This window comes from Serratia sp. LSHTC3, from assembly GCF_057197125.1.
In genome coordinates this window covers 284,249-309,221 of the sequence record NZ_JBXUNP010000006.1, presented here as the reverse complement: position 1 = coordinate 309,221, position 24,973 = coordinate 284,249, and the positions used below count along the sequence as shown (strand labels likewise).

The following is a 24,973-nucleotide window of genomic DNA, read 5'->3' as shown; positions in this document are numbered from 1 at the left end:
GTTCCCGGTCAGTGGAGGCGCATTATAGGGAGTTCTCGGCAGGCCGCAACCCCTAATTGCAAAAAACTTTTCAAGCGAGGATTTTTTCGGCAAAACGCTGGCCAAACCCGCGTTTTTGTCACTTTTCGTACTGGATCTGGCTAAATTCCTGGGCGAAACGATCGACCTGCTGCCAATCGGTGTACTCCACTTCCTTACTGGTATCCGTTTCACCGCCCGTCATACGCATAATAAATTGAATCATGATGCGGTCGAACCAGCGATAGCGCGGATACCGCAATGCGCCGGCAAACACCGCGCACTGTTTTGGCTGCCACGGCGAGGCCAGCAGGAACTTGCGGGTATAAGCGTTGGTTTGCGGTGAGCGCTTTTCCGGTTTACGCGCGGTCAGGTTCACGGCGAAGAAGGCGCTCGGCATCCTATTCAGCTGTTCGGCATGGCGCTTAACGAATTTATCCAGTACCGGATTAAAGTGCCCGTAACGGATAGAAGCACCGATCATCACCTGCTGGTACTGACTAAGGTCGACCTGTTCCGCCTGCAGCAGATCAATCACCTCACAACGCAGCGTGTCCTGCAACTTGCTTGCTATATAAGAAGCGATAGCACGTGTTTGCCCGTCACGGCTCGAATAAAGTATCAATGCCTTCATGGCGTACTCCTTATATCAGGCTCACTCACGCCAAAAAGTTGGCGTGAACAGCACCAGCAATGTAAACACTTCCAGGCGCCCGAACAGCATCGTCACCACCAGGATCCACTTGGCCGCCGCCGGCATCGTGGTGAAGTTATCCGCCACCACGCCCAGGCCGGGGCCAAGGTTATTGAGTGTTGCCGTCACTGCGGCGAACGCGGAAAAATCGTCAACGCCGGTGGCAATGATCGCCAGCATGCTGACGATAAACACCAGCGCATAGGCGGAGAAGAATCCCCACACCGCTTCCAGAATACGTTCCGGCAGTGCGCGATTGCCCAATTTGATGGTATAGACCGCGTTGGGGTGCACCAGCCTTTTCAACTCTCGCGAGCCCTGCAGGTACAGAAGCAGAATACGGATCACCTTCAGGCCGCCTCCGGTCGAGCCAGCGCAGCCGCCGATGAACGCCGAGCACAGCAACAACATCGGCAGGAACAGCGGCCACTTGGCGATGCTGTCGGTCGTAAAACCGGCCGTGGTCGCCATCGATACCACCTGGAAGAACGCCTGATTGAGCGTTTCCATACCGCTCTTATAGACGCCATGTCCCCAGAGCACCAACGTGCATACCACCACCAGCGTCAACTGAACGAAGATGAACATGCGGAATTCAGGATCGCGCCCGTACACCTTCAGACTACGGCCGCTTAGCAAAGCGAAGTGCAGGCCGTAGTTACAGCCGGAAATCAGCAGGAACACGGCGATAATGGTGTTGATAGTCGGACTGGCGTAATAACCGATACTGGCGTCGTGGGTAGAAAACCCGCCAATGGCGATGGTCGAGAAACTGTGGCCGATGGCGTCGAACACCGACATCCCGGCCCCCCAGAGCGCCAGCGCACAGGCGACGGTCAGCAACACATAGATTAGCCACAGGGTTTTGGCGGTTTCGGCGATGCGTGGACGCATCTTGTTATCTTTCAGCGGCCCGGGCATTTCCGCTCGATACAGCTGCATGCCGCCGACGCCAAGTATCGGCAGTATCGCCACCGCCAACACGATGATCCCCATCCCGCCCATCCATTGCAGCATTTGGCGATAGAACAGGATGGCCTTCGGCAACGAGTCCAGCCCCACCAGCGTCGTTGCGCCAGTAGTCGTCAATCCCGAGAAGGATTCAAAGAAGGCGTCGGTCAGCGACAAGTTGGGCCGTTCCGAAAACAGGAACGGCAATGCCCCCACGCTGCCCAGCACGGTCCAGAACAGCACGACAATCAGGAAGCCTTCACGCGGCTTCAGCTCGTGTTTCTGTTTGCGGTTCGGCCACCACAGCATCAGACCGATGGTCAGCGCCACGAAGAAGGTTTGGCTGAACGCGCGCCCCGCCCCATCGCGGTAAATCAATGCCACCAGGCCGGGAATAAACATCGTCCCGGAGAACAGGATGACCAGCAGACCAACGATACGGGTTATGGCGCGAAAATGCATTTCAGCACGATCCTTAGCAATTCAATTGGGAGGAATTATTGCGAAATGGGGGTTAATTGCAAATTACCGCGACTGAGATCACGCAATTTATTCCCAAACAGTTCGACCTCGGTGGCCGGCAACGCCAGATGCAGCACGACGGCGGCGCCGTATTCGCCCTGCAGGATCCGACCTGCGGTTTGCTGCAGCAAGTTCTCCACCAACGCCAACTGCGCATAGTCGCACTGCAAGATATATTCGGCTTCCGGCACCTTTTGTGCCAACGCCAACTGCTTCAACGCCTGTTGAACACCGTTGCCATAGGCTTTCACCAGCCCGCCGGTGCCCAGCTTGACGCCGCCATAGTAACGAACGACCACGGCGGTCACTTCACCGATGCCGCTCCCCATCAGCTGCGCGAGGATCGGTTTGCCGGCGGTGCCCGACGGCTCTCCGTCGTCTGAGAACCCCAGTTGCTGCGAGTCATCGGGGCTGCCGGCGACGAAAGCCCAACAATGGTGTCGCGCCGCCGGATGCTCATCCCGCACCTGCTGAATAAACGCCTTTGCCGCTTCTACCCCGCTGGTCGGCGCCAGCAGGGTGATAAAACGGCTCTTCTTTATTTCTTCGGTAAAGCAGGTGGCTTCCGCCGGTATCGGGTAAGGCCGCATCAGGCCAGGTTCAGATCGCGCGTCATGTTCTCGATGCGCTTTTCGTGGATCACGATGTTGTCTTCGATACGGATGCCGCCATACGGCTTCAGCGCATCGATGCGATCCCAGGCGAAGTGCTGCTTGAATTCACCGCTGCGCCACGGTGCCAACAGAGACTCGATGAAGTACAGACCTGGCTCGATGGTCAACACCATGCCCGGCTGCAACACGCGGGTGCAACGCAGGAATGGATACTTGGACGGCGCCGGCAGATGGGTGCCTTGCTCGTCCTGCATAAAGCCGGCGGCGTCGTGCACCTGAAGGCCCAGCGGATGGCCCAGCCCGTGCGGCAGGAACGGCGTGGTAATACCCGTTTCAACCATCGCCTCTTCGCTGAGGCCGTTCACCAACTTGTGATTCTTGAGCAGCTTGGCGATGCGCTGATGCATTTGCACATGGTAGTCGGTATAGCGCACGCCGGGCTTGATGGTGTCGATCAGCGCCAGCTGTTCACCATTGAGATCTTTCACCAAGTGGGCGAACTCGCTGCCGCTTTGCGCCGCGTAGGTGCGGGTCAGATCGGCGGCATAGCCGTTATATTCCGCGCCGGCGTCGATAAGGAAACTCAGGGGTTCGGCCGGCGGCTGATGATCCAGCTTGGTGTAGTGCAGTACCGAAGCGTGTTCGTTCAGCGCTACGATGTTGTCGTAAGGCACGTCGGTATCGCGGTGGCCTGTCGCCGTCAGGTAGGCCAGGTTGATGTCGAACTCGCTCATACCGGAGAGGAACGCCTCATGCGCCGCACGATGGCCGGTTACCGCCGTCTTCTGCGCTTCGCGCATGCAGGCCAGCTCGTAGCCGGTTTTGATAGAACGGTGGAAATCCAGGTAGTTCAACACCGCTTTCGGGTTGATGTTTTCAGAAGAAATGCCGAGATCGCGTGCGCGCTGTTGCGCATAACCGATATAGCCCACGCGCTCGCGCTGCGGCGGAAGCTGCTGGGCGATGGCGTCGGCGTTGGCCAACGGCATCAATTCAAGGGATTTGGTCCAGAAACTGTCCGGCAGCGGCTCTACGCTGTGCCAGTAGTCGACCGGGGAGTAGAACCACAGCTTCGGCTTATTGACACCGTCGATCCACAACCAGCAGTTCGGCACCGACGTCACCGGCACCCAGGCTTTGAAATGCGCGTTCACTTTGAACGGATAGCTATGGTCGTCCAAAAATACCTTTTGCAGCTCACCGGAGTGAATCAGCAGCGCATCCAACTTGTTGCGCTCCAGCACTTCGCGCGCGCGTTTTTGCAGCTCTGCCAGGTGGTCGTTATACAAAGAAGCCAGCGTTTCCATCACAGTACCCTTATGCCTTAGCACGAAAGAAGTCATCTTAACACAGCGCTCCGGCGCACCAACCTCATCGCGTTGGGCATGCGGAGCAGCTCGCAATTCCCTGCAAATGCCGTTACATCCGCAGCTTAACCATTAACCAGCCGCCCAAACCGAGCAGCGCTATCGCCAGCGCCCACAGGCCATGGTGTTCCAACAACACCGCGCCAGCCGCGGCGACGCCCGCCAGACACTGCTGCAGAAAGCCACACAGCGCCATCGCATAAGCGCCGTACTCTTTGGCATCGCTGACGGCCATCGCCATGCTGTTGGGAAACAGCACCGCCTGGCCAAAAATGGTCAGGCAATACAGCGCGATGAACAGCGCCATACCGGAAAGGCCGGCCAGAATGCCGCTCCACCACAACAGCAGGATCGCCGCCGTCGCCAGAGCCACGATACCGCTGCCGGTTTGCATCAGTTTTTTCCCGCCGACACGCGCCACCGTGCGGTTCACCGTCAGCGCCCCGCTGAAGTAGGCGACGCCGATCACCAGCCCCAGGGCACCGAACGCCGTGACGTTGAGACCAAAACCCTGCTGCATGACGAACGGACTCACCTCCTGCAATGTCACCGTGGTGGCGAAGCCCAATCCGCCGACGCAGGCCGGCCAGAAGAACCCCGGCCGCCGCAGGATGGCAAAGTAGGTTGCCGCCATCGCCGGGCGCACGCCCCCTGCCCGTCCCGCCTCCAGCGGCAGCGTCGCCATCAGCGCCAGAATGATCAAACCGGTGGCGCCCATCAGGACGAAGCCCATCTGCCAGTGCGAATATTGGCTGAGCAGGCCGCCGATAAACTGCCCCCCGCCCAGCGCGGTGATGAAAGCGATGGAGAGCACCGACAGACGGCGCGCCAGCTCATCACCGCTCCAGTTATCCCGCACGATGATACGCGCAATGATCGCCGCACCACCGGCACCCACACCTTGCAGCGCACGCAGCGCCAGTAATTGGGTACCGTTGCTGCACAGCGCCAACAGTCCGCTGCAGCCAATGAAAAGCAGCAGGGAAAGCGTCAGCGGCGCTCGGCGGCCAAAGCGATCGGCAGCCGCGCCCCAGAACAGCACCGGTAAGGCAGCGCCGATGACGAAGATCGAAATGGACAGCTCGGTGGCGCGCCGGCTCATCGCCAGCTCGCGCATCACCGTCGGCAGCGAAGGCAGATACACGGTCGTCGCCATCTGCGCCATAAACACCAACAGACACGCCAGCGTCATGGTTCTGGCGGGAATGCTCCATAAGCCGCTGCGTTTGACACAAACCGCCTTAGTCATGCCTAACCTCGTCTGAATGATAAATCGCTGCAGGCAAGTGTATGAGGGCCGACAACCACCAGCAAATGCCGATAGCACATAAAATATAACTCCGTTTTAAATCAAAACACTAACTTGGTGAGATGTGATCAGACCAGCAAATATGCAATCTCTCATTTGCATATTTTTAACATAAAAACCACACTCCTCTTCATCTGGTCATACCAGATCATACGCTGATTCAGGAGATAGACATGCTCTACCAAGGCGAAACATTACAACTGCACTGGCTCGATAACGGCATTGCCGAGCTGGTGTTCAACGCATCAGGCTCGGTCAACAAGCTGGACACCCGCACCGTCGCCAGCCTGGGCGAGGCGCTCACCGTGCTGGAAAACCAGCCTGAGCTCAAGGGGCTGCTGCTGCGCTCCACCAAAGCCGCATTTATCGTCGGCGCCGATATCACCGAATTCCTTTCTCTGTTTGCCGCACCGGCTGAAAAGCTGCACGAGTGGCTGGTATTCGCCAACAACGTCTTTAACCGGCTGGAAGATTTGCCGGTACCGACCATTTCGGCCATTAACGGCTATGCGCTCGGCGGCGGTTGCGAATGCATTCTGGCGACCGATTTCCGCGTCGCCTCGCCGGACGCGCGCATCGGCCTGCCGGAAACCAAATTGGGCATCATGCCGGGCTTCGGCGGTTCCGTCCGTCTGCCACGCCTGCTGGGTAACGACAGCGCGCTGGAAATCATCGCCGCCGGCAAAGACGTCAGCGCCAAAGAGGCGTTGAAAGTCGGCCTGGTCGATGCGGTAGTGGCGCCGGAAAAACTGGCCGAAGCGGCGCTCAACATGCTGCAACAGGCGATCGACGGCAAGCTGGACTGGCGCGCCGCGCGTCAACCTAAGCTGGAGCCGCTGAAACTCAGCCCGATTGAAGCGGCGATGAGCTTCACCACCGCCAAAGGCATGGTACTGCAGACCGCCGGTAAACATTACCCGGCGCCGATGACCGCGGTGAAGACCATTGAAGCCGCCGCCAAGCTGGGCCGCGATGAAGCGCTGAAACTGGAAACCGCCAGCTTCGTGCCGTTGGCCCGCTCCAACGAAGCGCGCGCGCTGGTCGGCATCTTCCTTAACGATCAGTTCGTGAAGGGCCAGGCGAAAAAGCTGGCCAAGAATGTGGATGCGCCAAAACAGGCGGCGGTGCTGGGCGCCGGCATCATGGGCGGCGGTATCGCTTACCAATCGGCGCTGAAAGGCGTACCGGTGATCATGAAGGACATCAGCGACAAGTCGCTGACGCTGGGCATGAGCGAAGCGGCCAAGCTGCTCAACAAGCAGCTGGAGCGCGGCAAGCTGGATGGCCTGAAAATGGCGCAGGTGCTGTCGACCATTCAGCCGACGCTGGACTATGCCGGCATCGAGCGCGCGCAGGTGATCGTTGAGGCGGTCGTCGAGAATCCGAAAGTCAAAGCCGCCGTGCTGTCGGAAGTGGAAGGCCTGATCGGTGAAGACACCGTTCTGGCGTCGAACACCTCGACCATTCCGATTAATCACCTGGCAAAATCGCTGAAGCGCCCGCAAAACTTCTGCGGCATGCACTTCTTTAACCCGGTGCACCGCATGCCGCTGGTTGAAATCATCCGCAGCGAACAGACCAGCGATGACACCATCGCCAAAGTGGTGGCCTACGCCAGCCGCATGGGCAAAACGCCGATCGTGGTGAACGATTGCCCGGGCTTCTTCGTCAACCGCGTGCTGTTCCCGTACTTCGCCGGCTTCAGCCTGCTGCTGCGCGACGGCGCCGACTTCCGTCAAATCGATAAAGTAATGGAAAAACAGTTCGGCTGGCCGATGGGCCCGGCCTACCTGCTCGACGTCGTGGGCATCGACACCGCGCACCACGCGCAGGCCGTGATGGCCGCCGGTTTCCCGGATCGCATGAGCAAAGACTATCGCGACGCCATTGACGTGATGTTCGACAACCAGCGCTTCGGTCAGAAAAATCAACTGGGCTTCTACCGCTACAGCCAGGACAGCAAAGGCAAACCGCGCAAGGACAACGATGAGCAGACCGATGCGCTGCTGGCCGAAGTGAGCCAACCGCGCCAGATCATCAGCGACGAAGAAATCATCGCGCGCATGATGATCCCGATGATCAACGAAGTGGTGCGTTGCCTGGAAGAAAAGATCGTCGCCAGCCCGGCCGAAGCCGATATGGCGTTGGTCTACGGCATCGGTTTCCCTCCGTTCCACGGCGGCGCGTTCCGCTACCTGGATACGCTCGGCACCGCCAACTACGTTGAGCTGGCCCAGCGTTACGCACACCTCGGCGCCCTGTACCAGGTGCCGGCCGGTCTGCGCGCCAAGGCCGAACGCAATGAAAGCTACTACCCGGTGGCGACACCGCTGTCCGACGTCGCTACCCGCCAACCGGCATGAGGTCATAAAGATGGAAAACGTAGTTATTGTTGATGCCGTACGCACGCCGATGGGCCGCTCCAAGGGCGGCGCATTCCGCCAGGTACGCGCCGAAGATCTCTCCGCTCACCTGATGCGTGAAGTGCTGAGCCGCAATCCGGCGCTGGACGCCGCCGAGATTGATGACATTTACTGGGGCTGCGTGCAGCAGACGCTGGAACAAGGCTTCAACATCGCCCGCAACGCCGCGCTGCTGGCCGAGATCCCGCACCGCGTGCCGGCGGTGACCGTCAACCGCCTGTGCGGCTCTTCGATGCAGGCGCTGCACGACGCGGCACGCGCCATCATGGTGGGCGACGCGCACGTCAGCCTGATCGGCGGCGTGGAACACATGGGCCATGTGCCGATGAATCACGGCGTGGATTTCCATCCGGGCCTGAGCCGCAGCGTGGCCAAGGCCGCCGGGATGATGGGGCTGACCGCCGAAATGCTGGCCAAGATGCACAACATCAGTCGCCAGATGCAGGATGAATTTGCCGCCCGCTCCCACCAGCGCGCGCATGCAGCAACGCTGGCCGGTTACTTTAAAAACGAGATCATACCGACCAACGGCCACGACGCCGACGGCGTGCTGACCCGTTACGATTTCGATGAAGTTATTCGCCCGGAGACCACCGTCGAAAGCCTGTCGGCCCTGCGCCCGGCGTTCGATCCGGTCAACGGCACCGTCACCGCCGGCAGCTCCTCCGCCCTGTCGGACGGTGCTTCCGCCATGCTGCTGATGAGCGAATCGCGCGCCAAAGCGCTCGGTTTGAAGGCCCGCGCCCGCATCCGCTCGATGGCGGTCGTCGGCTGCGATCCGTCCATCATGGGCTACGGCCCGGTGCCGGCCAGCAAGCTGGCGCTGAAACGCGCCGGTCTGAGCGTGCAGGACATCGATCTGTTCGAGCTGAACGAAGCGTTCGCCGCCCAGTCGCTGCCGTGCATCAAGGATCTGGGGCTGATGGACAGCATCGACGACAAGATTAACCTGAACGGCGGCGCCATCGCGCTCGGCCACCCGCTGGGGTGTTCCGGCTCCCGCATCTCGACCACCCTGTTGAACAACATGGAACGTCGCGACGCGCAGTTCGGCCTGGCGACCATGTGCATCGGCCTGGGCCAGGGTATCGCCACCGTGTTTGAACGCGTTTAGCTGTGTCTATCTTGGGATGACCGCGTCACCACTTCAAATCGCGGCATCCCGCCAAGTTTAGTTGCCGTTCTTCCCGCCTGTCAGGGGCGGGTTTTTTATGCCTGAAATTTGCCGACGCCCAAATAAAAACGGGGCGACCCTCGGCCACCCCGTTCACTGCGCATCGCCTGTGTCAGATAAACGAAAACGCGTCGCCAAACATATGCGCTTCCAGCGCGCCGCGCTCGGCGCAGAAACGCTCGCGGGCGATTTTCGCCATCTCGAAACGCCCGGCGATGTAAATGTCATGCTCCGCCAGCGTGCCGAAATCCTGCAGCACCGCGCTAAGCACGGTGCCGCTGCGGCCACGCCATTCAGCCTCCGGCTGCTCGACCACCGGGATCACCTTCAGATTCGGATGCTGCAACGACAGCGCTTCCAGCTCGCTCAAATCGTACAGGTGCTTCAGCTCACGCCCGCCCCAGTAGATTGAAATGTCGCGATCCGGCTGCTGCTCCAGCGCGGTCAACAGGATTGAACGCGCGTAAGAGAAACCGGTGCCGCCGGCGATCAGCACCAGCGGACGGCTGCCCTCTTCCCGCAGCCAGGCGTCGCCATGCGGCACGTCAACGGTGATCGCCTGCTCTTTCAGGATGCGATCCATCACCGCCATGGCGTACAGATTCAGCTCCGAAGCGCCGATATGCAGCTCGATGTAATCTTGCTGCGTCGGGGTTGATGCCAGTGAGAACGGGCGCTTGTCGCGCTCATCCATCACCACCATCAGATATTGCCCTGCCTTGAAAGAAAACGGCTGTTCGGGCACCAGACGTACCCGATAAACCGTATCGGTAATGGCCTCTACCGAGGTCACTTTACAGCTCAATATTGTCATGCGTTCCCTCTGTCGGGTCATCAATGCAAAGCTGAGAACAGGGCCTGACGCTATAACGTCGGTTCCCTGTCACTGAAGATTGCGAGCTCATCCCAGATTTCGTCGACGCGCGCACGTACCTTTTCATCCATCTGAATCGGACGGCCCCATTCGCGATCGGTTTCACCCGGCCATTTATTGGTGGCGTCCAGCCCCATCTTCGAACCCAGGCCGGAAACCGGCGAGGCGAAGTCCAGATAGTCGATCGGCGTATTCTCCACCAGAACGGTATCCCTTGCCGGATCCATTCGTGTGGTGATCGCCCAAATCACGTCGTTCCAGTCGCGCGCATTGACGTCATCATCACAGACGATAACAAATTTGGTGTACATAAACTGCCGCAGGAACGACCAGACGCCCATCATCACGCGTTTAGCGTGGCCGGCGTACTGTTTTTTCATGGTCACTACCGCCAGGCGGTACGAGCACCCTTCCGGCGGCAGATAGAAATCAACGATTTCCGGGAACTGCTTTTGCAGGATCGGCACGAACACTTCATTCAGCGCCACGCCCAGGATCGCCGGCTCATCCGGCGGGCGGCCGGTGTAGGTCGAGTGGTAGATCGCGTTGCGGCGCTGGGTGATGTGAGTAACGGTGAACACCGGGAACTGGTCGATTTCATTGTAGTAACCGGTGTGGTCGCCGTAGGGGCCTTCCGGCGCCATTTCACCCGGCTCGATATAGCCTTCAAGCACGATTTCGGCGCTGGCGGGCACTTCCAGATCGTTGGAAATGCACTTGACCACTTCGGTTTTATTGCCGCGCAGCAGCCCGGCAAAGGCGTATTCAGACAGGGTATCCGGCACCGGCGTGACCGCACCGAGGATGGTAGCGGGATCGGCGCCCAGCGCCACCGCGACCGGGAAACGCTCACCCGGGTGCGCCTGGCACCACTCCTGATAATCCAGCGCGCCGCCGCGATGCGACAGCCAGCGCATGATCACTTTGTTCTTGCCCAGCACCTGCTGGCGATAGATGCCGAGGTTTTGCCGTTCCTTATGCGGGCCGCGGGTCACCGTCAGCCCCCAGGTGATCAGCGGCGCGGCGTCTTCCGGCCAGCAGTGCATCACCGGAATACGGCCCAGATCGACATCGTCGCCCTGCCATACCTGCTCCTGACAAGGCGCGGATCCCAGCACCTTGGTCGGCATGTTCAGCACCTGCTTGAACTTTGGCATTTTGTCGAACAGATCGCGGAAGCCTTTCGGCGGCTCCGGTTCTTTGAGGAACGCCAGCAGTTTGCCGACTTCGCGCAGCGCGCTGATGTCTTCCTGCCCCATGCCCATCGCCACGCGATTGGCGGTGCCGAACAGGTTACAGAGCACCGGCATGTCATACCCTTTCGGGTTTTCAAACAGCAGTGCCGGACCGCCCGCTCGCAGGGTGCGATCGGCAATCTCCGTCATTTCCAGGTAAGGATCGATCGGCTGGCTGATGCGTTTTAGTTCCCCTCTCTTCTCCAGCAACGAGAGGAAATCGCGTAAGTCACGGTATTTCATGCTGATCATTATAACGGCCAGTGGGGAGGGCATTATAAGCCCTCTTCACGGTTGTTGCTGCAATTTTGTTAACGCCGCCCGCCGCCGGGTGGCCCTCAGCCGCAGTTGAACGGCACCAGCGCAGCCAGCGCGCGCGTATCCTGATATTCACGCGTCTCCTCACCGTGGCGGAACACCTTGAAGCCCTGCCCGTTAGCGCTGAAGTAACGCAGCGCATTGCCTTCAACGTGCAGCAGGCTACCTTCACGCAGCGCCACCACCGACTCGCTTGGATTGACCGCGCAGAACTCCGCCAGGCGCTCGTCACGGGTTTCGCCCATGTGGCCGCTGATATGTGCGTCGATGTAGTGCGGGTTGATCTGCACCGGGAACAGCCCCAGCGCCGGCAGCACCACGCTGCAGCGCACCGGCATGTCATTGGTGGTGCGAATGCTCGGCGTGGCCACGTTGCAGCCGGCGCTCCAGCCGACGTAAGGCACTTCACGCTCGCGCACCGCGCGCTGGATGGGCACGATCAGGCCTTGTTCGTGCAGCATTTGGTTCAGCAACCAGGTATTGCCGCCGCTGACCAAAATGCACTCCGCCTGCGCGATCGCCGCCGCCGGCGAAGCCGCGTGATGGATGCTGGTGACTTCAATGCTCAGCGTTTGCGCCAGCTCCTGCGCACGCTGGTCGTAGTCGTAACGGATCAGGGCGTAAGGGATAAAGACGGCGGATTTGATGCCGCGACGCGCAATCATCGCCAGCAGTTGGCTTTTGGCGTACCCCAGCAGCTCGGCTTCGCCAGACAGCTTGCCGTTGCTCAACAGAAACAGCTCCATTTCTTTCCCTCTCGGTCAAAACGATGAATAGCGTCACAGCCAGCGGCGCAACGCCTGCCATACTGTGACGGTAACAAATTTTTAGCCCTCTGTTATACCAGCGCCGTATCGATAAGTGTGTGACCCCTCGCTAATAGCCGCAGATTCATAGAGATAGGTGATGTTACACGCTGAAACTTGCATCACTATGTATCCGGAATAGCTTTTGATATGCTTACCGGCTGGCAGAAAGGCATGTGAAACTATGGAATCCTGGTATCTACTTTATTGCAAACGCGGTCAGCTGTTGCGGGCGCAGGAACATCTGGAACGGCAGCAGGTAAACTGCCTCAGCCCGATCATCACGCTGGAAAAGATCGTGCGTGGTAAGCGCATCGCGGTCAGCGAACCCCTGTTTCCCAACTATCTGTTTGTGGAGTTCGACCCGGAGCGCATTCACACCACCACCATCAGCGCCACCCGTGGCGTCAGCCACTTCGTGCGTTTCGGCGCGTTGCCGAGCGTCATCCCGAGCAAGGTGATCGATGAGCTGCGCACGCACGCCAGCGAAACCTATGTCGATCCGGAAACCCCACAGCCAGGGGATACCGTTCTGATCGTCGACGGCGTGTTCGAAGGGCTGCAGGCGATCTACACCGAACCGGACGGCGAGGCGCGTTCCATGTTGTTGCTGAACCTGATCAACAAGCAGGTCAGTCAAAGCATCGACAACCGACAGTTCCAGAAGATGTAATGCAAAAGGCGCCCTCAGGCGCCTTTTTGTTGGCTCATTTTGCGCTTAGCGACGCATCGCATCGTCGTGCAGCCACTGCGCGACACGCTTGGCGAAGTAGGTCAGCACGCCGTCGGCGCCGGCGCGTTTGAAGCACATCAACGATTCCATCACCGCAGGTTGCTCCTGCAGCCAGCCGTTCTGAATCGCCGCCATATGCATGGCGTACTCGCCGGACACCTGATAAGCGAAGGTTGGCACACCGAAGGTATCCTTCACGCGGCGCACGACGTCGAGGTACGGCATGCCCGGTTTCACCATCACCATGTCCGCACCTTCCTGCAGATCCTGCGCAATCTCCTGCAGCGCTTCGTCGCTGTTGGCCGGATCCATCTGATAGGTCTTCTTGTTGCCGCCCTTCAGGTTGCCGCTGGAGCCCAACGCATCGCGGAACGGGCCGTAGTAGCAGGAAGCATACTTGGCGGAGTAAGCCATGATTTGGGTATTCACCAGGCCCTGCAATTCCAGACGATCGCGGATCGCCCCGATGCGGCCGTCCATCATGTCGCTCGGCGCCACGATTTCCGCGCCCGCTTCGGCATGGGACAGCGCCTGACGCACCAGAATGTCTTTGGTCACGTCGTTAATCACATAACCCTGCTCATCGATCACCCCGTCCTGCCCATGCGTGGTGTAGGGATCGAGCGCCACGTCGGTCAGAATGCCCAGCTCAGGCACCGCGTCTTTCAGCGCGCGCACCGTGCGCTGTACCAACCCTTCTGGGTTATAGGCTTCTTCCGCATGCAGCGATTTCAGGCTCGGTTCAATTACCGGGAACAGGGAAATCACCGGCACGCCAAGTTTGGCGATGGCTTCCGCTTCCTTCACCAGCAGATCGATCGTCATGCGCGATACGCCCGGCATCGAGGCCACTTCTTCCTGGCGGTTGCTGCCTTCCATGACAAACACCGGATAAATCAGGTCGTTGACCGTCAGTTGGTTCTCGGCCACCAGGCGGCGGCTGAAGTCGTGACGGCGCACGCGGCGCATACGGCGACCAGGGAAGGTGCCCGGAAATGCATAGCTCATAGTTTTCTCCTAGCTCAAACCAGCCGGAATAGCCGGCGGGCGTTCTCATCGGTTTTTTGCCCCAGCCATTGCGGCTCTTCCTGTCGCCAGACGGCGACCTGCTGCACGATGTGGGGCAGGAAACAGGGTTCGTTGCGGCGAGATGCGGGTTTAGGCTGTAAATCCCGGGGCAACAGATAAGGGGCGTCCGTTTCCAGCAGCAGACGCTCGGCCGGGATCTGCGGCAACAGGGCGCGCAATTCCAAGCCGCGCCGCTCGTCGCAGACCCAACCGGTGATCCCGATCGACAGACCCAGCGACAGGCAGCTTGTTAATTCTTCGGCGGTGCCGGTGAAGCAGTGCACCACGGCCGCGGGCAGTTTATCCAACCACGGCGTCAGTAGCTCGGCAAAACGTGCGTGTGCGTCGCGGCAATGAAGAAACACCGGCAGCGCCAACTCCGCCGCCAGCGCCAGCTGCGCGGTGAACGCCGCTTCCTGCTGTACGGGCGTCGAGAAATTGCGATTGAAATCCAGGCCGCATTCGCCGATCGCCGCCACTTCAGGGCGTACGGCTAACGCATAAATCTGCTCGGCGGTCTGTTCATCCCAACCGCTGGCGTAATGCGGATGCACACCGGCGGTAGACCAACCGTAGCCCGCATGTTGCTGCGCCAATTCCGCCGCTTCGCGGCTCTCTGCCAGATCGGTGCCGGTAATCAATATCCCGGTAACGCCCGCCGCGCGGGCGCGCTCCACTACCGCCTGGCGGTCTTTGGCGAATTGGCTGCTGGTGAGGTTAACGCCGATATCAAACATGATTTTTTCCAAAGCAAAAGCCGCCCAATGGGCGGCTTAGCAATCAAGATGGATCAAGGGGCTGGCGGTTCGTCACCCTCGTCTTCTTCTTCCGCCTGCGGACGACGTTTGCCGGTATAGAAGCGAGCGAAGAACACCCCCACTTCAAACAGCAGGTACATCGGTATTGCCAACAGGGTTTGCGAGAACACGTCCGGCGGCGTCAACAGCATGCCGACCACAAACGCGCCGACCAACACATACGGCCGTTTCTTCTTCAGATCTTCCGGCGAGGTGACGCCACTCCAGCACAGCAGAATGATAGCGACCGGCACTTCGAAGGCGACACCGAACGCCATAAACAGCGCCATGACGAAATCGAGGTAGTTTTTGATGTCGGTGGCAATGGTCACCCCCATCGGCGCGGTCTTGGCAAAGAAGCCGAAGGCCAGCGGGAACACGATGAAGTAGGCGAAAGCCATGCCGAGGTAGAACAGCAGGCTGCTGGACACCAGCAGCGGCATCATCAGGCGGCGTTCATGCTTGTACAGCGCCGGCGCGATGAATGCCCACACCTGATACAAAATCATCGGTGCGGAGACGAACACCGAGACGATCATGGTCAATTTGATCGGCGTAAAGAACGGTGACGCCACGTCGGTAGCGATCATGCTCGCCCCGGCCGGCAGCTGCTTGAGCAGCGGCGCAGAGACCAACTGGTAGATGTCGTTGGCGAAAAACACCAGCACCACGAACACCGCCAGCACGCAAATAATCGAGTTCAACAGCCGCTTGCGCAGCTCTATCAGATGACTGATAAGGGGTTGGGTATCTTCAACAGCCATGTATTAACGATCGCCACTAGGTTGGTGAGACGCTGGGGTTTTATCCGCAACAGGTTCGACAGGTGCCGGCGCGGTTTCCGCCGGCGCCTTAGCCGGTTGCGCCGCCACCGGCGGTGCTGGTGACACGGGCGCGACGGCTTCAGGTTCCGCTGCCGGTTTTGGCGCGGCGGCGGGCGCACTGGCGCGGGTTGCCGCTTCCGCCGGCGTCACGCCGTCGTGCAAGGCTTCCGGATCGGTGATCTGCGGGTTATGAATGGTGTTCGCCAGCTCTTCTTTCTCGCCCTGGTAGGTGCGTTTCAATGATTCCGCCGCGTCTTTCAGCTCATCCATCGACGCCTTCAGTTCCGGCGTCAGGTTCTGCAGGCCGGCCTGTTCCGCTTTTTTCAGGCTGTCCTGCAGCTCCTGCAGCTTCAGCTCCTGAGACAGTTCGTGCTGCACCGAGGCCGCCAGCGAGCGCAGCGCGCGGATCCAGCCCGATACCGTTCTGACCGCGACCGGCAAGCGTTCCGGCCCCAGAACAACCAGGCCGATTACCAGCACCAGCAGCAGCTCACTAAACCCAATGTCAAACACGGTTTATACCTGCTCTTTGTTCTTCGACTCTTCCGGTTTCACTTCCGGCTGCTTATCGGTAATAGGCTTGGCCGAGAAGTCAGCGTCATCCAGGCTGCTTTTCTCAGCCGTGTTGGGGGTCGATGGCGTATCGTCGCCGATCGCCTTCTTGAAGCCCTTGATCGAGGCGCCGAGATCGGAGCCCAGCGTGCGCAGTTTTTTGGTACCGAACAACAGCACCACGATCACTGCGATGATCAACAATTGCGTAATACTAATACCGCCCATTTTAATTACCTCTAATTTTAAAGGGTCTTTTAAAGCCAGCCCGCATTATAGAGCCGACTTTACCAGAGTAACGAATTAAATCAGGTGGTTCGCTTCCAGCCAATCACCCAGCATACGATGCCGGCGGCCATCATCCAGGCGGGAAACACCTCGATTTGCCCCAGCAGCAACAGCGTGCCGCTTACCAACAGTGTAGCGCCAACGCCGAACAAATAACGTGACTGCCCCTGACGAACCCGCTGAGCCTGCATCTGGTTGGTCAGCTTATCAACGCTTTGTTGCAACAGTTTATGCTGCTGCAAGCTGTCGTAAAACAGCTCGGGCAGTTCCGGCAGCTTCTCCGCCCAGAACGGCGCTTTCTCTTTCAGCGCACGCACCACGGCGGGAATGCCGACCTGATCGCGCAGCCAGCTCTCGAGGAACGGCTTGGCGGTGGTCCACAGATCCAGTTGCGGATAGAGCTGACGCCCCAATCCTTCAACATACAGCAAGGTCTTCTGCAATAACACCAGCTGCGGCTGCACTTCCATATTGAAGCGTCGCGCGGTGTTGAACAGGTTCAGCAGCACGTTGCCGAAGGAAATCTCCGCCAGCGGCTTCTCGAAAATCGGCTCGCACACGGTGCGGATGGCGAATTCGAAGTCTTCCACGTTGGTGTCGCGCGGCACCCACCCGGAGTCGACGTGCAGTTCCGCCACCTTGCGGTAATCACGGTTGAAGAAGGCGATGAAATTTTCCGCCAGGTAGCGTTTATCATCCTTGTTCAGCGAACCGACGATGCCGCAGTCGATGCCGATGTAGCAAGGATCTTCCGGATGTTCGTAGCTGACGAAAATATTACCGGGATGCATGTCCGCATGGAAGAAGCTGTCGCGGAAGACCTGGGTAAAGAACACCTGGACGCCGCGTTCCGCCAACAGTTTCATGTTGGTGCCCTGCTGTTCCAGCGTGGCGATGTCCGAGACCGGAATGCCGTAAATGCGCTCCATCACCAATACGCTTTCGCGGCAGTAGTCGGAATAAACTTCCGGTACGTACAGCATTGGGCTGCCGTCGAAATTGCGGCGCAGCTGAATGGCGTTAGCCGCTTCGCGCAGCAGGTTCAATTCGTCCAGTAGAGTTTTCTCATACTCGCGTACCACTTCGCGCGGGCGCAGACGGCGGCCGTCCGGCAACAGCTTCGGCACCCAGCCTGCCAACCGGTACATCAGACGCACGTCGGCCTTGATGATCGGCCCGATATCCGGCCGGATCACCTTCAGCACCACTTCCTGGCCGGTGGTTTTCAACCGCGCGGTATGCACCTGCGCGATCGAGGCAGAGGCCAGCGGCTGCTGATCGAAGTCATCGAACCAGGTCTCCAGCGGGCCGCCCATCGCCAGCTCGATATGCTTACGCGCCAACGCGCCATCGAAAGGCGCCACCCGATCCTGCAGCAGCGTCAGCTGATCGGCAATGTGCGGCGGGAACAGATCGCGGCGGGTCGACATCATCTGGCCGAACTTGATCCAGACCGGCCCCAATTCCTGCAGCGCCAGCCGCAGACGTTCACCCAGCGGTTTGTCCTTGTGCCGATTCGGCATCCAGAACAGCAGCCGGCGGCCAAAGCGCAGCGGCAGCGTCAACCGCATTTTAGGGATCAGCTCGTCCAGCCCGTAGCTGAGAAAAACGCGGACGATAAAATACAAACGGCGCAGTTCGCCTGGGGTCATCGCTTGCCCTCCAACTTGTCCATGCGGGCAATCAGCGCTTCCGCGCTGCGGGCGAGTGCGTCAACTTCTTCGTTGAACCACACCACTTCCAGCGGCCCCGGCGCCAGGCGCCACTCTTCTGTCAACGCCTCAGCCATGTCTTGCTGCCGGCGCATAAAGCCGGCTTTCAGCAGCGAGGCGCCTTTTCCCAGCGCCTGTGTAATGCCTTGGGCGGCGATATCGCCGATGTAGGGCGCCAGCCACTCCGCCGGATCCCACTCCGCCAGATCGAGCAGGCCAACCAGCTGTTGCACCACCTGAATATCGCCTTCCACCGTCAATTCGCCGCTGCGCATCAGCACCGGCAACTGCTGGCGATCGCGCAGCTTCAGCAAGGAGGGAATGCGGCTACGCACGGTGCAATCGGCGCTGTCTTCAGACTGCCCCAGCACATCCACGCGCAGTTCGCTGAACACCAGCACCAGCGGCGAAGCCAACTCTTCCAGTTCGATGCGCAGCACCTTGCCCGCCAGGCGTTGGCGGGCGGCTTTCATGCTGCGATCGCGAAACAGCAGGTTATTCAGCGAGGTTTCCAGCGCACCGGTCAGCAGAGGGGTAAACAGCATCGGCATCTCCCTCTCAGAACTTGAAGCCGCGATGCAGGGCGACAATACCACCGGTCAGGTTGAAATAGGTGACGTTTTCAAAACCGGCGTTGCCCATCATGCCCTTCAGGGTTTCCTGATCGGGGTGCATGCGGATCGATTCCGCCAGGTAGCGGTAGCTGTCCGGATCTTTCACCACCAGCTCGCCGATCTTCGGCAGCACGTGGAAAGAGTAGGCGTCATAGGCTTTGCTCAGCGGCGCCAGCAGCGGCTTGGAGAATTCCAGCACCAGCAGACGGCCGCCCGGCTTCAGCACGCGGAACATCGAGCGCAGCGCTTTGTCTTTGTCAGTGACGTTACGCAGGCCAAAGGAGATGGTGATGCAATCGAAGTAATTGTCCGGGAACGGCAGCGCTTCGGCGTTGGCCTGCACGTAATTGATGTTGCCGACGATGCCGCGATCGCGCAGCTTCTCGCGTCCCATCTTGAGCATCGAATCGTTGATGTCCGCCAGCACCACCTGCCCCTGCTCGCCCACCATGCGGGAGAACTTGGCGGCCAGGTCGCCGGTACCGCCGGCCAGATCCAGCACGCGCTGCCCGCGGCGCACGCCGCTGCAGTCAATGGTGAAACGCTTCCAGATACGGTGAATACCGAACGACATCAGGTCGTTCATCACGTCATACTTTGCCGCTACCGAATGGAAAACGTCCGCCACCATGGCCTGTTTTTCGTCTCTAGCGACGGTGCGAAAACCGAAATCGGTGGTTTCCTGCGATTGATCTGCCATTGTCCTGCCTGCTATTCAGTCAATTTTGTGTGGATGAGTGTACCAGAAGCCCGGTGAATACCCCACCTCGCCACGGCCTCAGCCGTGCGAAACGAAGCCCGATTCCCCGGCGGTACCTTCATCGTCGTTCGTCTGCGGCAGCGCGGCGACATCATCGTCGTTCGCCTCTTCCGCTTCATCGTGTTGCGCGCCGGCTTGCTGCGCCAGCAGCGGGTTTATCGGCCGTTTGACCTCAACCCCCAACGCGCGGAAACCTTCAATTTGGCCGATAAGATTACCACGGCCTTCGCTCAGTTTGTTCATCGCCTGACGATAACTGCCCTGCGCCTTGTCCAGGCTCTGCCCCAGCGCGGACATATCGTCCACGAACAGCCGCATCTTGTCATACAGTTTCGCCGCGCGATCGGCGATGCGCTGGGCGTTCTGGCTCTGATGCTCGTAGCGCCACAGGTTGGTGATGGTACGCAGCGCCACCAGCAACGTGGTCGGGCTGACCAGCATGATGTTGTGCTTAAGCGCTTCGCTGATCAGCTCCGGCTCGCGATCGATAGCCAGCAGGAAGGCGGGCTCGACCGGAATGAACATCAGCACATAATCCAGCGAACGCAGCCCCGGCAGTTGCTGATAGTCCTTGCGGCCCAGCATGCGGATGTGGCCGCGCAGCGAGGCGATATGTTCGCTCAGCGCCGCTTCGCGCTCCGCCTCATCCTCGCCGTTGAAATAGCGCTCGTAGGCGATCAGCGACATCTTGGCGTCAATCACCACATCCTTACCCTGCGGCAGGCGCACGATCACATCGGGCTGCATGCGGCTCTGATGATCCACCCGCACGTTGACCTGCGTTTCATACTCATGCCCTTCGCGCAGGCCGGAAGCCTCCAGCACCCGGCTCAGCACCACCTCGCCCCAGTTGCCCTGCGTTTTGTTGTCGCCTTTCAGCGCCTTGGTGAGGTTGATCGCCTCGCGCGCCATCTGCGCGTTCAACTGCTGCAGATTGCGTATCTCGTGCGTCAGCGTATGGCGCTCCCGCGCTTCCTGGCCAAAGCTGTCCTGCACCTGCCGGCGGAAACCGTCCAGCTGTTCGCGCAGCGGCAACAGTAAACGATCCAAACTTTGCTTATTTTGCTCGTCCACCTTGCGGCCGCTGTGTTCAAAAATGCGGTTGGCGAGATTTTCAAACTGGGTGGTGAGCCGCTGTTCGCTGTTGATAAGCAGGCGCTGCTTCTCCTCCGCTGCCATACGCGTCTCTTCCAGACGGATGGTGACTTCGCGCAGTTCGGCTTCCTGCGCGCTGTTAACCTCGCGCTGGGCGCGCAGCTCCTGATTGAGCAGCTCGCATTCGTTGCGCCAATGGTTGAGCTGTTGCAGCTTCTCATGTCCGGCCGCCAGTTGGCTGTGCAGATTGCGCAGCTCCAGCTCGCTCTGGCGCAACTGCTGCTCGTGGCGCTGCAGCGTTTCCTGTCGCGCCGCCGTTTCCTGCTGCGCCTGCTGCAACGCTTGCTCCAGCAACCGCAGCTCGGTTTCATGTTGCGCATGCGTCTGCTGCACCCGCAGACTGGCGATCAGCCACCCCAACAGCATGCCGATCGCTACGCCGCCAATCCCATAAATCAGACTGGTATCCACCCTGCCTCCTGTTGCACCTTGCCGTTGCGGCGTTTTGCACGCCCATTGCCCGTCACGTTAAGGGGAGGCTGTATGGATGTCCAGCCTGATTTTGCCGGCCGCGCACAATATTGCGCGGCGCTGCGCAATTTAGCGAGAAATCAACCCAGCCACTGGCTGAGCCACTTGATGCCGAACGCCCCCGGCGCCAGAATGCCGAACGCCCAGATCATCGCCGACGTGACGTTGGCCAGTTGGAAATAGCGCTGCGGCATGCCGCAAATGCCGCCCACCAACGGCACCACGGCGCGCAGCGGGCCGAAGAAGCGGCCGATGAAAATGCCCAGCACGCCCCAGCGTTCAAAGAAGGCGTGGCCGCGCGCCAGCAGCTGCGGATTGCGCGACAGCGGCCACATATGGGCCACGCGATCCTGATAGTGATAGCCGATCCAGTAAGAGAGCCAGTCGCCGAAAAACGCCCCGGCGGCGGCGGCGGCCCAAATCGGCCAAAAGGCGATGCCGCTTTCGCCGATCAGCGCGCCCAGCGCCAGCAGGATCACCGTGGCCGGCAGCAGCAGCGACAAAAACGCCAGCGACTCGCCGAACGCCAGGAAGAAGATGATGGGAATGGCCCAGCCTTCGTGCTGACGCACGACGTCGCTGACCCAGTTGATAACGTCATTGAGGCTCAATACGGGGCTCCTGATACGCGATGGTTCGCCGCCTAGGATAAGCCGGGGCGAGTTAAACCCCGGTTAAACACGCAGCGATTTACTCGAGGTAGAACGCCTGCAGCGCTTCGCGCTGGGCCGCGCCCAGACCGTATTCCGCTTCCAGCCAGCGGTCGGTGGAGCCGTATTGCTGACGGATGCAGCCCAGCGCCGTCATCAGGAACTCCTCGCGCGCGCTGAGCACGTAGGCGAATTGCTCCAGCGCCGCCGCATTCAGCTTGATAGAGAGCTGATCCAGCATCTGCTCGCGGAAAGTGGCCAGCGTGGTTTCAGTCAGCAGATAGTCTTCCAGCACCGTCGCTTCGTCGGCCCCCAGCGCGAACAGCACCAGTGCCGAACCGACCCCGGTGCGATCCTTGCCGACTGCGCAGTGCTGCACGATCGCGCCGCCGCCGGGGTTGCTCAGCAGCTGCGCCAACCGCTGATAGGCCACATTGCCGAACGGCAGGCGGCGATACAGTTCCAGCATGAACGCGCGGGCGTCGAAAGCGGCCAGCGTTTCGTTGGTGAGCTTCTCCAGGTTGGCGTTGACTTCGCTGCTCAGCGGGTTGGCCGGCACGTGATGATAGTCGGCGCCATTCCACAGAATATCCGGTTTGGCCTGCACTTCGTCGGCATCGCGGTAGTCCAGCACCGAACGCACCGGCACGCCGGCGAGAAAGGCGCAGTCGTTTTCCGTCAGCCGCTCGAGGGAACCGGAACGAAACAGCAGGCCGCGCTTGATGCGGCGCCCGTCGGCCACGCCGTTGCCGCCGAAGTCACGGAAATTAATGCCGCCGTCGAGCGGCGCAAGCGAAGGATGAAGCAGGATCTGGGCGGTCATAAACGTCCTCGTTGTTTTTGTTATGACAACGCGCGGCGGCCATCGGCGCAGCGCTGAGGAGTATCACCGTAACAGATTAGTCGCGAATGGAAAAACGGGCCGCGGCGGCGGCCCGTTCAGGGGAGGCGATTACAGCAGACGGCGGGCGGCATCCACCACGATCTGCACCGCTTTGCTTTCGGTGTTTTTCATGGTCTCGGCGTTCGGGATCTCTTGCTGGGTGCGGTTAACGATCACCCCAGCCACCATGCCGGCACGCAGGCCCTGGCTGGCGCACATGGTCAGCAGCGTGGCGGACTCCATTTCATAGTTCATCACGCCCATCGCCTGCCACTCTTCCATCGAGCCTTTAAAACGGCTGACCACGCGGCCGGAGTAGGTGTCGTAACGTTCCTGGCCCGGGTAGAAAGTATCGGAAGAAGCGGTTACGCCAATGTGGGTGGTCGCGCCGCTGGCTTTGGCCGCTTCCACCAGCGCGGTGGTGCAGGCGAAGTCCGCAACCGCCGGGAACTCCATCGGCGCAAAGTGCAGGCTGGCGCCGTCGAGGCGTACCGCCGCCGTAGTCACCAGCACGTCACCGACGTTGATATTGGCCTGAATGGCGCCGGTGGTGCCGATGCGCAGGAAGGTGCGAATGCCCAGCTGCGCCAGCTCTTCCACCGCGATAGAGGTAGAGGGGCCGCCAATACCGGTGGAGCAGACGATCACCGCCTTGCCGTCCAGCTCTGCGCGCCAGGTGGTGAATTCACGATGGGAGGCCAGATGCACCGGATTTTCCATCAGCTTGGCAATCTTCTCTACGCGCTGTGGATCGCCCGGCACGATGGCAAGCTGGGCCCCTTGTAAATCGTTCTTGGTGAGGCCGAGATGAAAAACGTCAGACTGAGACATACGAGACTCCTCATGGATCATGTTTATTGGGAGGAACAAAAAAGCACTCTACTGAAAATCGCCGCTTAATTTCGTGACGACAGTCACTATGAAAAGAGAAACAAATTACATGCTACATATTTTTTGTGATTTTTATCACAAAAAATCACTATAAGGCATCCAGAACGCAACGCTAAACCTCAGTCTAGCCGACAAACCTTGCAGCTCCCTGCCCGTTGGTTGCCGGCTGAAACTATTTAGCTCATCAATCCGAAATAACTCCATCTTATCGGTTGCTTAGGGGCAAAAAAGCCCTCTAACGCACCTTATGGCACTTACGCGGGCCAAAACGCGTAATAACATGATAAAAAGCGCTTAAAAATGCCGCAAAGCCAGATAATTAGCCGTTTTTTATTGACTTGTCCGAAAGTGCGCCACGCAGCGCCAATAATGGGTAATCTTTCCTATAGTTAATCTCAGCGCTTTTTTCTATTGCACGGAGACCGCAATGAAAACCGAACATGTGATGACATTAGAACAGGCTCAGGGGGGATTCGCCCCGGCCGCCGCGCCGTTGGCCGCCTCCGCGATTATCACCGACGAACAGGGCATTCATGCCGGGCAAACGACCATCCCTTCTCAGGGCGACGCGCTGCCGGCCTACGTCGCCAAACCCGCCGATCAGAGCGGCCCCTTTCCCATCGTGCTGGTGGTGCAAGAAATCTTCGGCGTCCATGAGCACATTCAGGATCTTTGCCGTCGCCTGGCCAAGCAGGGCTATCTGGCGATCGCGCCTGAGCTCTATTTTCGCCAGGGCGATGCCAACGACTACAGCGATATCGGCGAGCTGTTCCAGCAGTTGGTGACCAGGGTGCCGGATCGTCAGGTGCTGTCGGATCTGGATCACGCCGCGCACTGGGCTATCCGCCACGGCGGCGACGCCGGCAAGCTGGCGATCACCGGCTTCTGCTGGGGCGGCCGCATTACCTGGCTGTACGCGGCGCACAACCCGCAGTTGAAGGCGGCGGTCGCCTGGTACGGCAAACTGGTCGGCGAGAAAACGCTGAATTCACCGAAGCATCCGGTCGATGTCGCCACCCACCTGTCGGCGCCGGTACTGGGGCTGTATGGCGGGCAGGACAGCGGCATTCCGCTGGAGACGGTGGAAACCATGCGCCAGGCGATACGCGCCGCCAACGCCGAGGCCGAAATCGTGGTGTACCCCGAGGTCGGGCATGCGTTCAACGCCGATTATCGTCCCAGCTACAACGCCGAAGCGGCGCAAGACGGCTGGCAGCGCATGCTGGCGTGGTTCGCCCAGCACGGCGTCAAGTAACCTCCCCCGCATAAA

Annotated in this window: 24 protein-coding genes; 4 read left to right on the top strand and 20 right to left on the bottom strand. The window is 59.8% G+C overall.

What is annotated here, in order from left to right; translation table 11 throughout:
* Positions 1-118: 118 nt before the first annotated feature.
* From hemG to AC2CGI_RS21310, 5 genes are all read right to left on the bottom strand, one after another.
* Positions 119-652 (bottom strand): menaquinone-dependent protoporphyrinogen IX dehydrogenase, encoded by a 534-nt coding sequence (gene hemG / locus AC2CGI_RS21330; RefSeq protein ID WP_004934493.1) that lies wholly within the window; start codon positions 650-652, stop codon positions 119-121.
* A gap of 21 nt (positions 653-673) precedes the next feature.
* On the bottom strand, positions 674-2,125 hold the full coding sequence (trkH, locus tag AC2CGI_RS21325) for a Trk system potassium transporter TrkH (protein WP_004934492.1): 1,452 nt from the start codon (positions 2,123-2,125) through the stop codon (positions 674-676).
* A gap of 35 nt (positions 2,126-2,160) precedes the next feature.
* Positions 2,161-2,775, bottom strand: a complete 615-nt coding sequence (locus AC2CGI_RS21320; protein ID WP_004934489.1) for an IMPACT family protein — start codon at positions 2,773-2,775, stop codon at positions 2,161-2,163.
* Positions 2,775-4,106, bottom strand: a complete 1,332-nt coding sequence (gene pepQ, locus AC2CGI_RS21315; protein WP_004934485.1) for a Xaa-Pro dipeptidase — start codon at positions 4,104-4,106, stop codon at positions 2,775-2,777. Before pepQ ends, AC2CGI_RS21320 begins: the two co-directional genes overlap by 1 nt.
* Before the next feature lie 112 nt (positions 4,107-4,218).
* Positions 4,219-5,415, bottom strand: a complete 1,197-nt coding sequence (locus AC2CGI_RS21310; protein WP_076741128.1) for an MFS transporter — start codon at positions 5,413-5,415, stop codon at positions 4,219-4,221.
* A 233-nt stretch (positions 5,416-5,648) separates the two neighbouring features.
* Here AC2CGI_RS21310 and fadB point away from each other — a divergent pair, with 233 nt between their 5' ends.
* Positions 5,649-7,838: a fatty acid oxidation complex subunit alpha FadB gene (fadB, locus tag AC2CGI_RS21305; protein WP_076741129.1), complete on the top strand. Its 2,190-nt coding sequence runs from the start codon at positions 5,649-5,651 to the stop codon at positions 7,836-7,838.
* A 10-nt stretch (positions 7,839-7,848) separates the two neighbouring features.
* Entirely contained in the window at positions 7,849-9,012 is a 1,164-nt protein-coding gene (gene fadA / locus AC2CGI_RS21300; protein WP_025304928.1) for an acetyl-CoA C-acyltransferase FadA, read from the top strand.
* A gap of 172 nt (positions 9,013-9,184) precedes the next feature.
* Here fadA and fre read toward each other — a convergent pair whose 3' ends face one another.
* The 3 genes from fre to pepE form a co-directional block, all read right to left on the bottom strand.
* A complete protein-coding gene (gene fre, locus AC2CGI_RS21295; protein ID WP_004934474.1) occupies positions 9,185-9,886 on the bottom strand; it encodes an NAD(P)H-flavin reductase in 702 nt (233 codons plus the stop codon).
* Positions 9,887-9,936: 50 nt separating this feature from the next.
* On the bottom strand, positions 9,937-11,457 hold the full coding sequence (ubiD, locus tag AC2CGI_RS21290) for a 4-hydroxy-3-polyprenylbenzoate decarboxylase (RefSeq protein ID WP_033631521.1): 1,521 nt from the start codon (positions 11,455-11,457) through the stop codon (positions 9,937-9,939).
* 62 nt (positions 11,458-11,519) lie between these two features.
* A complete protein-coding gene (gene pepE, locus AC2CGI_RS21285; protein ID WP_076741130.1) occupies positions 11,520-12,245 on the bottom strand; it encodes a dipeptidase PepE in 726 nt (241 codons plus the stop codon).
* Positions 12,246-12,489: 244 nt separating this feature from the next.
* Here pepE and rfaH point away from each other — a divergent pair, with 244 nt between their 5' ends.
* Positions 12,490-12,978, top strand: a complete 489-nt coding sequence (gene rfaH / locus AC2CGI_RS21280) for a transcription/translation regulatory transformer protein RfaH (RefSeq protein ID WP_004934466.1) — start codon at positions 12,490-12,492, stop codon at positions 12,976-12,978.
* 45 nt (positions 12,979-13,023) lie between these two features.
* Here the strand turns inward: rfaH and hemB are convergent, their stop codons facing one another.
* The 12 genes from hemB to udp form a co-directional block, all read right to left on the bottom strand.
* Positions 13,024-14,046, bottom strand: coding sequence for a porphobilinogen synthase (gene hemB, locus AC2CGI_RS21275; RefSeq protein ID WP_076741131.1), 1,023 nt, complete (start codon positions 14,044-14,046; stop codon positions 13,024-13,026).
* A gap of 14 nt (positions 14,047-14,060) precedes the next feature.
* Positions 14,061-14,843, bottom strand: coding sequence for a 3'-5' ssDNA/RNA exonuclease TatD (gene tatD, locus AC2CGI_RS21270; RefSeq protein WP_048326672.1), 783 nt, complete (start codon positions 14,841-14,843; stop codon positions 14,061-14,063).
* Between the two features lie 53 nt (positions 14,844-14,896).
* Positions 14,897-15,667: a Sec-independent protein translocase subunit TatC gene (gene tatC / locus AC2CGI_RS21265; RefSeq protein WP_004934456.1), complete on the bottom strand. Its 771-nt coding sequence runs from the start codon at positions 15,665-15,667 to the stop codon at positions 14,897-14,899.
* Between the two features lie 3 nt (positions 15,668-15,670).
* Entirely contained in the window at positions 15,671-16,240 is a 570-nt protein-coding gene (tatB, locus tag AC2CGI_RS21260; protein ID WP_004934455.1) for a Sec-independent protein translocase protein TatB, read from the bottom strand.
* A 3-nt stretch (positions 16,241-16,243) separates the two neighbouring features.
* Positions 16,244-16,507 (bottom strand): Sec-independent protein translocase subunit TatA, encoded by a 264-nt coding sequence (tatA, locus tag AC2CGI_RS21255; protein ID WP_004934452.1) that lies wholly within the window; start codon positions 16,505-16,507, stop codon positions 16,244-16,246.
* Between the two features lie 80 nt (positions 16,508-16,587).
* Positions 16,588-18,219 carry a ubiquinone biosynthesis regulatory protein kinase UbiB gene (ubiB, locus tag AC2CGI_RS21250; RefSeq protein WP_004934451.1) on the bottom strand — a complete coding sequence of 544 codons (1,632 nt, stop codon included), beginning with the start codon at positions 18,217-18,219 and terminating at the stop codon, positions 16,588-16,590.
* Positions 18,216-18,824 carry a ubiquinone biosynthesis protein UbiJ gene (gene ubiJ / locus AC2CGI_RS21245; protein ID WP_015376304.1) on the bottom strand — a complete coding sequence of 203 codons (609 nt, stop codon included), beginning with the start codon at positions 18,822-18,824 and terminating at the stop codon, positions 18,216-18,218. The genes ubiB and ubiJ overlap by 4 nt, the downstream gene beginning before the upstream one ends.
* A gap of 13 nt (positions 18,825-18,837) precedes the next feature.
* Complete coding sequence (ubiE, locus tag AC2CGI_RS21240) at positions 18,838-19,593, bottom strand: bifunctional demethylmenaquinone methyltransferase/2-methoxy-6-polyprenyl-1,4-benzoquinol methylase UbiE (RefSeq protein ID WP_004934443.1); 756 nt, start codon at positions 19,591-19,593, stop codon at positions 18,838-18,840.
* 78 nt (positions 19,594-19,671) lie between these two features.
* The gene (rmuC, locus tag AC2CGI_RS21235) at positions 19,672-21,219 is read right to left on the bottom strand and encodes a DNA recombination protein RmuC (protein WP_076741132.1); all 1,548 of its coding nucleotides are present in this window, start codon (positions 21,217-21,219) and stop codon (positions 19,672-19,674) included.
* A 140-nt stretch (positions 21,220-21,359) separates the two neighbouring features.
* Entirely contained in the window at positions 21,360-21,890 is a 531-nt protein-coding gene (locus AC2CGI_RS21230; protein WP_004934438.1) for a DedA family protein, read from the bottom strand.
* Positions 21,891-21,969: 79 nt separating this feature from the next.
* Positions 21,970-22,752: a tyrosine-protein phosphatase gene (locus AC2CGI_RS21225; RefSeq protein WP_015376302.1), complete on the bottom strand. Its 783-nt coding sequence runs from the start codon at positions 22,750-22,752 to the stop codon at positions 21,970-21,972.
* A gap of 129 nt (positions 22,753-22,881) precedes the next feature.
* Positions 22,882-23,643 (bottom strand): uridine phosphorylase, encoded by a 762-nt coding sequence (gene udp, locus AC2CGI_RS21220; RefSeq protein WP_004934432.1) that lies wholly within the window; start codon positions 23,641-23,643, stop codon positions 22,882-22,884.
* A gap of 487 nt (positions 23,644-24,130) precedes the next feature.
* Between udp and AC2CGI_RS21215 the strand changes: the two genes are divergently transcribed.
* Complete coding sequence (locus tag AC2CGI_RS21215) at positions 24,131-24,958, top strand: dienelactone hydrolase family protein (RefSeq protein ID WP_004934429.1); 828 nt, start codon at positions 24,131-24,133, stop codon at positions 24,956-24,958.
* The last annotated feature ends 15 nt before the right edge of the window (positions 24,959-24,973 follow it).

Bases quoted from the DNA above. Each gene is read 5' to 3' on its own strand.
- hemB (WP_076741131.1), bottom strand. From the start codon at position 14,046: ATGAGCTATGCATTTCCGGGCACCTTCCCTGGTCGCCGTATGCGCCGC.
- tatC (WP_004934456.1), bottom strand. From the start codon at position 15,667: ATGGCTGTTGAAGATACCCAACCCCTTATCAGTCATCTGATAGAGCTG.
- ubiB (WP_004934451.1), bottom strand. From the start codon at position 18,219: ATGACCCCAGGCGAACTGCGCCGTTTGTATTTTATCGTCCGCGTTTTT.
- fadA (WP_025304928.1), top strand. From the start codon at position 7,849: ATGGAAAACGTAGTTATTGTTGATGCCGTACGCACGCCGATGGGCCGC.
- hemG (WP_004934493.1), bottom strand. From the start codon at position 652: ATGAAGGCATTGATACTTTATTCGAGCCGTGACGGGCAAACACGTGCT.
- AC2CGI_RS21320 (WP_004934489.1), bottom strand. From the start codon at position 2,775: ATGCGGCCTTACCCGATACCGGCGGAAGCCACCTGCTTTACCGAAGAA.
- fadB (WP_076741129.1), top strand. From the start codon at position 5,649: ATGCTCTACCAAGGCGAAACATTACAACTGCACTGGCTCGATAACGGC.
- AC2CGI_RS21215 (WP_004934429.1), top strand. From the start codon at position 24,131: ATGAAAACCGAACATGTGATGACATTAGAACAGGCTCAGGGGGGATTC.
- ubiJ (WP_015376304.1), bottom strand. From the start codon at position 18,824: ATGCTGTTTACCCCTCTGCTGACCGGTGCGCTGGAAACCTCGCTGAAT.
- tatD (WP_048326672.1), bottom strand. From the start codon at position 14,843: ATGTTTGATATCGGCGTTAACCTCACCAGCAGCCAATTCGCCAAAGAC.
- AC2CGI_RS21225 (WP_015376302.1), bottom strand. From the start codon at position 22,752: ATGACCGCCCAGATCCTGCTTCATCCTTCGCTTGCGCCGCTCGACGGC.
- ubiD (WP_033631521.1), bottom strand. From the start codon at position 11,457: ATGCCCTCCCCACTGGCCGTTATAATGATCAGCATGAAATACCGTGAC.
- ubiE (WP_004934443.1), bottom strand. From the start codon at position 19,593: ATGGCAGATCAATCGCAGGAAACCACCGATTTCGGTTTTCGCACCGTC.
- pepE (WP_076741130.1), bottom strand. From the start codon at position 12,245: ATGGAGCTGTTTCTGTTGAGCAACGGCAAGCTGTCTGGCGAAGCCGAG.
- trkH (WP_004934492.1), bottom strand. From the start codon at position 2,125: ATGCATTTTCGCGCCATAACCCGTATCGTTGGTCTGCTGGTCATCCTG.
- AC2CGI_RS21310 (WP_076741128.1), bottom strand. From the start codon at position 5,415: ATGACTAAGGCGGTTTGTGTCAAACGCAGCGGCTTATGGAGCATTCCC.
- pepQ (WP_004934485.1), bottom strand. From the start codon at position 4,106: ATGGAAACGCTGGCTTCTTTGTATAACGACCACCTGGCAGAGCTGCAA.
- rfaH (WP_004934466.1), top strand. From the start codon at position 12,490: ATGGAATCCTGGTATCTACTTTATTGCAAACGCGGTCAGCTGTTGCGG.
- fre (WP_004934474.1), bottom strand. From the start codon at position 9,886: ATGACAATATTGAGCTGTAAAGTGACCTCGGTAGAGGCCATTACCGAT.
- tatA (WP_004934452.1), bottom strand. From the start codon at position 16,507: ATGGGCGGTATTAGTATTACGCAATTGTTGATCATCGCAGTGATCGTG.
- udp (WP_004934432.1), bottom strand. From the start codon at position 23,643: ATGTCTCAGTCTGACGTTTTTCATCTCGGCCTCACCAAGAACGATTTA.